7 protein-coding genes are annotated in these 8,962 nt (G+C 73.3%); all 7 read right to left on the reverse strand.

Features of this window, described 5'->3' with window-relative positions:
* Window positions 1-27: 27 nt before the first annotated feature.
* Window positions 28-1,716 carry a DUF3492 domain-containing protein gene (locus ABZ899_RS13065; RefSeq protein ID WP_361344894.1) on the reverse strand — a complete coding sequence of 563 codons (1,689 nt, stop codon included), beginning with the start codon at window positions 1,714-1,716 and terminating at the stop codon, window positions 28-30.
* 212 nt (window positions 1,717-1,928) lie between these two features.
* The gene (locus ABZ899_RS13070) at window positions 1,929-3,617 is read right to left on the reverse strand and encodes an ABC transporter ATP-binding protein (RefSeq protein ID WP_361344896.1); all 1,689 of its coding nucleotides are present in this window, start codon (window positions 3,615-3,617) and stop codon (window positions 1,929-1,931) included.
* Window positions 3,614-4,612, reverse strand: coding sequence for an ABC transporter permease (locus ABZ899_RS13075; protein WP_361344898.1), 999 nt, complete (start codon window positions 4,610-4,612; stop codon window positions 3,614-3,616). The genes ABZ899_RS13070 and ABZ899_RS13075 overlap by 4 nt, the downstream gene beginning before the upstream one ends.
* Entirely contained in the window at window positions 4,609-5,613 is a 1,005-nt protein-coding gene (locus ABZ899_RS13080) for an ABC transporter permease (protein ID WP_361344900.1), read from the reverse strand. The genes ABZ899_RS13075 and ABZ899_RS13080 overlap by 4 nt, the downstream gene beginning before the upstream one ends.
* 4 nt (window positions 5,614-5,617) lie before the next feature.
* Window positions 5,618-7,336, reverse strand: a complete 1,719-nt coding sequence (locus ABZ899_RS13085; RefSeq protein WP_361344902.1) for an ABC transporter substrate-binding protein — start codon at window positions 7,334-7,336, stop codon at window positions 5,618-5,620.
* Window positions 7,337-7,531: 195 nt separating this feature from the next.
* The gene (locus ABZ899_RS13090) at window positions 7,532-7,624 is read right to left on the reverse strand and encodes an Ms4533A family Cys-rich leader peptide (protein WP_361344904.1); all 93 of its coding nucleotides are present in this window, start codon (window positions 7,622-7,624) and stop codon (window positions 7,532-7,534) included.
* A 56-nt stretch (window positions 7,625-7,680) separates the two neighbouring features.
* On the reverse strand, window positions 7,681-8,962 hold a 1,282-nt coding region (locus tag ABZ899_RS13095), incomplete at its 5' end, for a DUF3152 domain-containing protein (protein WP_361344906.1).

Genomic DNA, 8,962 nt, shown 5'->3' on the forward strand with positions numbered 1-8,962 from the left:
CCGGCGTCCCGCCGATCCGCACGCCCCTCATCGCGCCCCCTCCGGCGTGGGAACCCCCGGAGGCCGGGCGGACGGCGTCGCGCCAGGCCCGGTGTGCAGGCGGTTGGTCCAGTGCCCGGGGACGTGGGCCTCGGCGGGCACGCCGAACGGCAGCGGGGCGCCCGCGTCGTCGAGGACCACGCGCCGGACCGGCGTACCGGCGACGACGTCGAGGTAAATGCCGTGAAATGCCGCGACGTTCTGCTCGGCGGTGAAGAGTTCGAGTGCTCGCGCGCGGGCAGCCGCGCCGAGGCGTTCACGGCGCTCGGGGTCGCGCAGCAGCGCCACGCACGCCTCCGCGAGCGCCCGCGGGTTGCGCGGCGGTACGACGAGACCGGTGCCGCCGATGACCTCGACCACCGCGCCGACGTCGGTGGACACCGTGGCGCGCCCGCAGAGCATGGCCTCGACCAGGCCGACGGGGAAGCCCTCGACGACGCTGGACAGGACGGTCACCGCGCCGGAGGCGTAGGCGTCGGCGAGGGACGGGAGCGGCGGCCCGCCGATCTCCTCGAAGGAGACCGGGTTGTCCCCGACGGTGTGCGGGCCGTCGGCCTCGTCGGGGAAGAGCTGCGCGGCCAGCGCCCTGCAGTGGCCGAGGTAGGTCTCCCCCTCGGGTCCCGCCGGGGTGCCGACGATCCGCAGGCGGGTCTTCGGCTCCTCCTTGCGGACCTCGGCGAAGGCGTGCAGCAGGGAGACGAGGTCCTTGGCGGGTTCGACCCGGCCGACCCAGACCAGCGTGTCGGGGTCCGCGCACGACGACGCCTCGCCGACCTCCGCGAAACGGGAGGCGTCCATGCCGGGGTAGACGGTGCGGAGCTTGGACCGGTCGGCGCCGCAGCGCTCCTGCCAGCGGCGGGCGTGGGCGTTGCCCGGGGTGATGACGGCAGCCCGGTGGTACGCCTCGGCGGCGAGGGCGCCGTGGAAGCCGGCGAGGAGGGCGCGTACGGCGGGCGGGGCGCCGCTGCCGGCGAGGTAGTGGGTGCGCAGCCGGACGCCGTACTCGGTCAGCAGCAGCGGTACGTCGCAGAAGTGCCGGGCGAGCAGGCCGGTCAGGGCCGCGGTGCCGCCGGAGGTGGCGTGGATCAGGTCGGCCGCGCCGAGCCCGTCGTCCTCGTACCAGTCGAGCGAGAGGGGGCGCAGGGCGCGTTCGAGGTGGGCGGCGACGGCGAGGAGGTCGGGGACGCGCGCCTCGCGCACCGTGCGCATCGCGTCCCGCGCGCGGCAGGCGCGCTCCAGGGTGCGGACGGCGATCTCGGACCGTAACGCCCCGGCCAGTCCCCCTTCGTCGCGGGCGAGTTCGGCGAGCCCGTACAGCGCGTTGCCGAAACGGTCCGCCTGGAGGGCGGACGGGGTCTCGGAGACGCCGTCGGCACCCCGGTCGCCGCCCGCGCAGAGCACGGCCGCCAATGCGCCGTAGTGCTCGGCGAAGCGCCGGCGGGCGCGGCGGCCGTGGACGACCCCGTCGTCCTCGGCGGTCCACAGCGACGCGGTGCGCACCCGGCTGACCTGCGGGGGCAGCGGGACCCAGCCCTCGTCCTCCTGGCGCTCGTTGCGGCTGAGCGCGTAGATGTCGAACTCGTGCTGCCCGAGCCCGCGCACGAGCCGGTCGCACCAGAGCCTGGCGTCACCGCTCACATACGGATAGCCACCCTCCGCAATCAGTCCGATGCGCACGAGTACACCCCCGATCTCCCTTGAGGGGAACCGCCGTCGGGCGGCGGCTCACAGCGGGAAGAACGTATGCGCACAAGGCGGTGGCGCGATGGACGGTTGTCCATCGCGCCACCAAAAGGGGTGAACGGTCGTAACTTTCCCGTGCGGGTCGCGTTCCGTCGCGCTAGGAGTTCAAGCGCACACGGATCGTCACGCCCGTATGCCGGGTCCGGTCAGATCGTGGCCAGCTCCCGTCGCGCCGACCGCCGGCGCGCCGCGACCGCCGGGTCGAGCGCCGGTACGGCGGCCAGCAACCGCTCGGTGTACGGGTCCTTCGGGTGCTCGTACACCTGGTCGGCGGGGCCCTGTTCGACGATCCGCCCGCGCCGCATCACGGCGACGCGGTCGCTCACCTGGCGGACGACGGCGAGGTCGTGCGCGATGAAGACCAGCGCGAGGCCGAGTTCGCGCTGCAGCTCGGCCAGCAGCGCCACCACCTGGGCCTGGGTGGTGACGTCGAGCGCGGAGACGGGCTCGTCGCAGACGATGACCCGCGGGTCCGCCGCGAGCGCCCGCGCGATGCCGACGCGCTGGCGCTGGCCCCCGCTGAACTCGTGCGGATAGCGGTCGTGGTGCGCCGCTTCCAGGCCGACGCGCTCCAGCAGTTCCCGCACCCGGGCCCGGATCCGCGCGTTGTCCCGCTCGCCCCGCGCACGCAGCGGGTCGGCGATCGACTCGCCCACGCTGCGGCGGGGGTTGAGGGAGGAGACGGGGTCCTGGAAGACCATCTGCACGGCCGGATCGACGCCCACGCGCGCGCGGCCGTCGTGGCGGACCTCTCCTGCCGTCGGCTCCAGGAGTCCGACGAGCATGCGGCCGAGGGTCGTCTTCCCGCTGCCGCTCTCCCCCACCACGCCGAGCGTCTCGCCCCGGCGGACGGCGAGCGACACCCCGTCCACGGCCGTGAACGCCTTCTTCCCGCGCCCGAACACCCGGTGCAGCCCGACGGCTTCCAGCACCGGCGCGCCGGGTCTGTCGCTCTCGGCGGCTTCGAGCACCGGCGCGCCGGGCGCGTCGCTCCCGACGGCGGACTCCGCACGGATCGCACGGACCGCCCGGGGCGCGTCCACGCGCGGGACGGCGCCGAGCAGTTCGCGGGTGTACGGCCGGCGGGGCGCTCCCAGGACCTCGGTGACGGGCCCCTGTTCCACCGCCCGCCCGTGCCGCATCACCAGCACCTCGTCGACGCTCTCGGCGGCCACGCCCACGTCGTGGGTGACCAGCAGCAGTCCCATCCCGGTCTCCTCGCGGAGGGTGTGCAGCAGGTCGAGGATCTGCGCCTGGACGGTGACGTCGAGGGCCGTCGTGGGCTCGTCGGCGATCAGCAGCTCGGGCTCGCAGGCCAGCGCCATGGCGATGAGCGCGCGCTGGCGCATGCCGCCGCTGAACTCGTGCGGACGCGACCGGGACCGCCGTACGGCGTCCGGGATGCCCACCCGGTCGAGCACCTCCACGGCACGCGCGCGTGCGGCCCGCCGCGAGGCACGCGTGTGCACCCGGTACACCTCGGCGATCTGGTCGCCGACGGCGTAGTACGGGTCGAGCGAGGACAGCGGGTCCTGGAAGACCATGGCGGCCGTCCCGCCCCGCAGCCGGCGCAGCGCGTCCTCCGGCGCCCGCCCCACGTCGACGCCCGCGACCTGGATCGCGCCGCCGACCTCCGCGCCCGTGCCGCGGTGCAGCCCGAGCAGGGCGGAGGCGACCGTGGACTTGCCGGAGCCGGACTCGCCGACGAGGGCGAGGGCGGCGCCCCGCTCCAGCCGGAACCCGAGCCCGTCGACGGCCCGCAGAGCGCCGAAGTCGACCGTCAGGCCGCTCACCTCGACGAGGCTCCCGATCGGGGCCTTCACGGCCTCGCTCATGTCAGCACCACCCGTCGGTCGGCCACCGCGTACAGGACGTCCGCGACGGCGTTGGCGAGGACCACGAAGAAGCCGGTCACCAGCACCATCCCGACGACCACCGGCAGGTCGACGACCTTGACCGCCTCGACCATCTCCCGGCCGATGCCGGGCAGCCCGAACAGGGTCTCGGTGAGCACGGCACCGCCGAACAGGACACCGATGTTGTTGGCGTTCACGGCGATGAGCGGGGCCAGCGCGCCGCGCAGGGCGTGCCGCCCGATGACGGCCCGCTCCCCGAGGCCGTAGGCGCGGAAGGTGCGCACATGGTCCTCGGCGAGCGTCTCCAGCATCGCGGCGCGGGTGATCCGGGCGTAGGTGGCGGACTCGACGAGCGCCAGCGACAGCCAGGGCAGCAGCAGGTTCCAGGCCCACTGCTCGGGGTCGTCGGTGAAGGGGACGTACTGCGGGAAGGGCAGCAGTTCGAGCTGCCCGCAGACGACGATCATCAGGACGAGCCCGATGACGAAGACGGGGGTGGACATGCCCGCGAGGGTGACGGTGGTCAGCAGCCGCTCGGTGGGCCGGCCGCGCCGCCACACCGACAGCACGCCGGTGCCGACGCCGATGATCAGCCACAGCACCATCGAGCCGAGCGCGAGCGAGGCGGTGACCGGGAGTTTCGCCAGGATCAGCGTCAGGACCTGCTGGTCGCTCTGGTAGGACAGGCCGAGGCAGGGCGCGGAGCAGTGCTGGACCGAGGTGCCGGTGGAGTAGTCCTGGCCGGCGACGAGCCCCTGCAGGAAGTGCCAGTACCGCGCGTACAGCGGGTCGTCCAGGTGCAGTTGTGCGGCGACCTGCTGCACCTGGGCCGGTGAGCAGCGCGGGCCGCAGGTGATCTGGGCGACGTCGCCGGGGGTGACGTAGAAGACCACGTAGATGATCACCGAGAGGGCGAGCAGGGTGACGACGGCACCGGCCGCCCGGCGCGCGGCGAATCCGCCGAAGCCGTTCACGACGCCCCCTCCTTCCGGCCGTCGCGGCCCTTGCGGCCCGTGCCGACGCGCAGCCGGGAGGCGGCGCGCGGGTCGAGGGCGGTGCGGACGCCGTGGCCGAGCACGGTGAGGGCGAGGACGGTGACGAACAGGGCGCCGGCGGGCAGCAGCAGGTACTGCGGGGCGGCCTGGTACCAGACGTTCGCGGAGGTGAGCATCTGCCCCCAGGACGGCGTCGGCGGCCGCACGCCCACGCCGAGGAACGACAGGGCCGCCTCGACGGAGATGTTCGTCGGGACGAGGATGGCCGCGAACGTGATGACGGGCGCGGCGAGGCCCGGCAGCAGTTCGCGCCGGGCGATCCGGGCCGTGCCCCACCCGCTGAGGCGGGCGGCGGCCACGTAGTCGGCCTCCTTGAGGGTGAGCGTCTGCGCGCGGACCATCTTGGCGAGGGTGGCCCAGCCGGAGACCAGCCCGACGACCAGCGCCACCAGGACGGGGCGCGGGAAGCCGGTGGGCACGACGGCGAGCAGGGCGAGCGCGACGATCATCAGGGGCATCGCGACGAAGATGTCGGCGACGCGGGTCAGGAGCTGGTCGACCCAGCGGTTCCCGAGCCCGGCGGCGACGCCGACGGCGACCCCGAGGACGAGCTGGACGACGGTCGCGGCGAGGGCGACGCCGAGGGACACGCGGGCGCCGTGCACGAGCCGTGCGAAGAGGTCGCGTCCGGTCTGCGGTTCGACGCCGAACCAGTGGTCGGCACTCATGCCGCCGAAGGATCCGACGGGGACGCCGCCGCGCGCGGAGTCCACGAGGGACGGGTGGTAGGTGGTGGGGTCCTGGCCCTCGAGCGCGGTGAGCAGGGGTGCGGTGAGCGCGACCAGGACGAGCAGGGCGACGACGGACGCCGCGACGAGAGCGGCGCGCCGCGTGCGCAGCCGCCGCCAGAACTGACGAGCCCCCGAGACCCCCGGAGCGTCCGCCCCGGGGGTCTCGACGGCGAGAACTGCCTCACTCACGGCGCTACTTCACCGCGACCTGGGAGATGTCGAGGACGCCGGTCCAGTCGCTGATCACGACGTTCTGGATGTCCTTGCCGTACAGCCGCTTGTAGACGGGGTGGAACAGCGGCACGGTGAGGGCCTTCTCGCCGATCCTGCTGTCGAGGGCTCCCCATCGCTCGGCGGCGGCGTCGAGGTCGGTCAGCTTGTTGATCGCGTCGATCTCGGCGTTGACCGACGCGTCGTCGAGCTGCCCGTTGTTGAAGTTGGCGCCGTCCTCGACGATCTGCCGGCCGTCGAAGATCGGGGCGAGGAAGGGACCGCCGGACGGCCAGTCGGCACCCCAGTGGGCGAGGAAGAACCCGGGCTCGGTCTTCACGTCGTGGATCTTGTCGGAGTAGTCGTTGTCCTCCAGGCCCTGGAGGCGGACGGTGACGCCTGCCTTCTTCAGGGCGTCCTGGATGGCGGTGGCGATCTCCGGGCTGGTCTCGAAGTCCTTGGCGTTGGAGTGGGTGAGCGTGACGGTCAGCCCGTCGCCGTGCCCGGCCTCCTTCAGCAGCTCCCGGGCCTTGGCCGGGTCGCCGCTCTCACCGGCCGGGAAGTGGTCGTACGGCGTGTGACCGAAGGACTTCTGGTCGGGCAGGAAGGTGGTGGCGGGCTCGGCCAGCGCGGAGCCGCCGGCGGCGTTGACGACGGAGGAGCGGTCGATCGCGTACGCGATCGCCTGGCGCACCTTGGGGTCGTCGAACGGCTTGATCTTCGGGTTGAACGCGATGTAGTTCGTGTAGCCGAAGTGGCCGGTGCCGACGCGGGCGGCCAGCTCCTTGTCGCCGGACACCTTGGCGAGCTCGGCGGGGCCGAGGTTGGTGTCGGTGGTGACGGCGGCGGCGTCCGCTCCCTGGGACGCGGACAGCCGCTGGTTGATCACGGAGGAGTCGAGCCCGGACCGTACGTCGATCTTGTCCGGGTACGCCTTGCGCTCGGCGTCCGTCGCGGCGGACCAGTGCGGGTTGCGCTCCAGGACGAGCCGCTCGCCGTCGTTCTCGTTCGTGACGACCTTGTACGGCCCGGAGGAGACCGGGTGCTGCTCGTACTTGGTGCCGGTGTCCTTGGCCTCGGGGACGGGCGTGAACTGGGTCTGCGTGGCCAGGTACGGGAACTCGCCCTCGGGCTTGTTCAGGTGGAAGACGATGGTCCGCTCGTCCGGCGTCTCGATCGCCGACAGGCCCTTCTTGTCCTTGTACGGGCCCTGGTAGCCGGCGGCACCGACCAGCCAGTCCCGCAGGTAGGGGGCGCCGCCGGAGAGCTCGGGGGCGAAGGAGCGCTCGATGCCGTACTTGACGTCGGCGGAGGTGATCCTGGTGCCGTCCTCGTACTTCAGGCCCTCCTTGAGGGTGAACGTCCAGACGGTGGCGTCCTTGTTCGGGCGCCCGGTGTCGGTGGCGAGGTCGGGGACGACCTGGGCACCGGCCTCGCCGTTCTCGCGGTTGCGGGTGGTGAGGGTGCGGAAGACGAGCGAGGGGACGTTGCCGCCGCCGGAGGTGTAGAGCCGGGCGGGGTCGAAGTCCTGCTGCGGGTTGGAGTTCAGAACGGTCAGCGTGCCGCCCTTGTGGGGCGTGGAGTCGTTGCCGGCTGCCTTGGCATCGTTGTCCTCAGGCCCGCAGGCGGCGGCGCCCGCTGCCACGACCAGGCTGACGGATGCCGCTGCCACGCGGCGCGCTATGACGGACGGTTGACGCATCGGAGACGACCTCTCGGTGGGGTGAGCGCGTGCCGGTCCCGCTTCGGATCTCGAAGCATGAGATGAAACGACACGGAGTGAGACGGGCTGGAACGGACGTCTGCTCCGGCGCCGGTCGTCGAGAGGCCGTGCCCGGTCAGGGACCGCAGCACGGAGAAAAGGAGGAATCGCGACGCGTACGCCGAAGGGCGGGCGTCAGCGACAGTGGATGTCGGCCACGCACAGAGCGGCCACGCCGATGAGCGCCAGCTCGATGGCGGCGCGGCAGGTGGCGGGACGGGACGACATGCGCAGAAATATGAACGATCTGGCTGCGCATGTCAATTCGATCTGTGGGTCACCTGTCAACTCTTGGGAAACGCCCAGGGGTTGGCCTTGCAGGTGATCCCGTCGTGGTCGAGGAACTTGGTCTGCTGCTGCATGACCGGGGCGAGCTCGCCGTCCTTGTCGCAGGTGACATGGCCGAAACCGAGCCGGTGGCCGACCTCGTGGTTGATCAGCATCTGCCGGTAGGCGTGGATGCGGTCGCCGTAGGTCTCGGACCCCTGCGCCCACCGGTAGGCGTTGATCATCACGCGCTCGGTGGCGGCCGAGTCGCACGAGACGTTGTCCTCGGTGGTGTCGAGGCCCGACTTGGCGCACCAGTCGGCGGTGGTGCCGGGGCTGGCGAGCGTGATCACGAAGTCGGGCTCGGCGCTGTCGACGCGCTCGAAGGTACGGGCGCCGCCGTGGGCCCAGCTCCGCTCGTCGTTCAGCGTCTCCTGTACGGCCTCGGCGAACAGCGCGCCGTCCAGCCCGAGGCCCCGCTCGACGTCCACCCGGTAGGTGAACTTCCGTCCGCCACCGGGGGCCTTGTCGGTCCCCGGTACCGCGTCGAACTTCCCGGAGCCGGTCGCGCTCGCGCTCAGCGCGTACCGCCGGCCCATCTTCTGGTCGTAGGTCAGCGCGACCGCGCCCGGTGCCACGGAGGGCGTCGGGCGGTCGTCGGTGCGGGAGGCCGCGTCACGTGAGTCCCGCGACCCGTCCCCGGCGGACCCCGCCCGCTCGCCGGTGTCGCCCCCGCCCTGGGCGACCTGCCCGGCGACCACGACGGCCAGCACGGTGACGACGGCGGCCGCCGCGACCCCGGTGAAGGCCCGGCCCTTGCCACCCTTGGCGGGCGCGGGCACGCCGGTCGGCGGCGCGTCGTCGGGACCGGCGCCGGCCACACCCGGTGTGCCGGGGCCGGTGCCCGGTCTGTACGCCCGCTCGGTGGTGCGGGGCGCGAAGACGTCGGCGTCCGCGTCGAAGGCGTCGACGAACTCCTGCCGGGGCCCCGCGGGACCGGGCGCCTGGCGGGGCCGCGGCACGGCGGCACCGGCCGCCGCGGTGCCGTGGGCGACCGAGGTACGTCCTCTCAGCTCGCCCCAGCCGCCGCCGGGTTCCCGCTGCTCGGGGTGGCCGCTGCGCGCCCTGGGGACCCCCTGGGCGGGCGTGCCGTCCGCGAATCGGGGGACGCCGTGCGCGGGCGTGCCGTCGGGGTGGCGCGGGACGCCCCGCGCGGGAGTCCCGTCGGACAGCCTCGGAACCCCCTGGGCCGGCGTCCCGTCGGACAGCCTCGGAACCCCCTTCGCCGGGGCCCCGTCG

It is taken from the genome of Streptomyces sp. NPDC046859 (assembly GCF_040645135.1).
GTDB lineage: Bacteria > Actinomycetota > Actinomycetes > Streptomycetales > Streptomycetaceae > Streptomyces.

Coding starts and splice junctions, on each gene's coding strand:
- ABZ899_RS13070 (WP_361344896.1), bottom strand. CDS start 3,617: ATGAGCGAGGCCGTGAAGGCCCCGATCGGGAGCCTCGTCGAGGTGAGC.
- ABZ899_RS13085 (WP_361344902.1), bottom strand. CDS start 7,336: ATGCGTCAACCGTCCGTCATAGCGCGCCGCGTGGCAGCGGCATCCGTC.
- ABZ899_RS13090 (WP_361344904.1), bottom strand. CDS start 7,624: ATGTCGTCCCGTCCCGCCACCTGCCGCGCCGCCATCGAGCTGGCGCTC.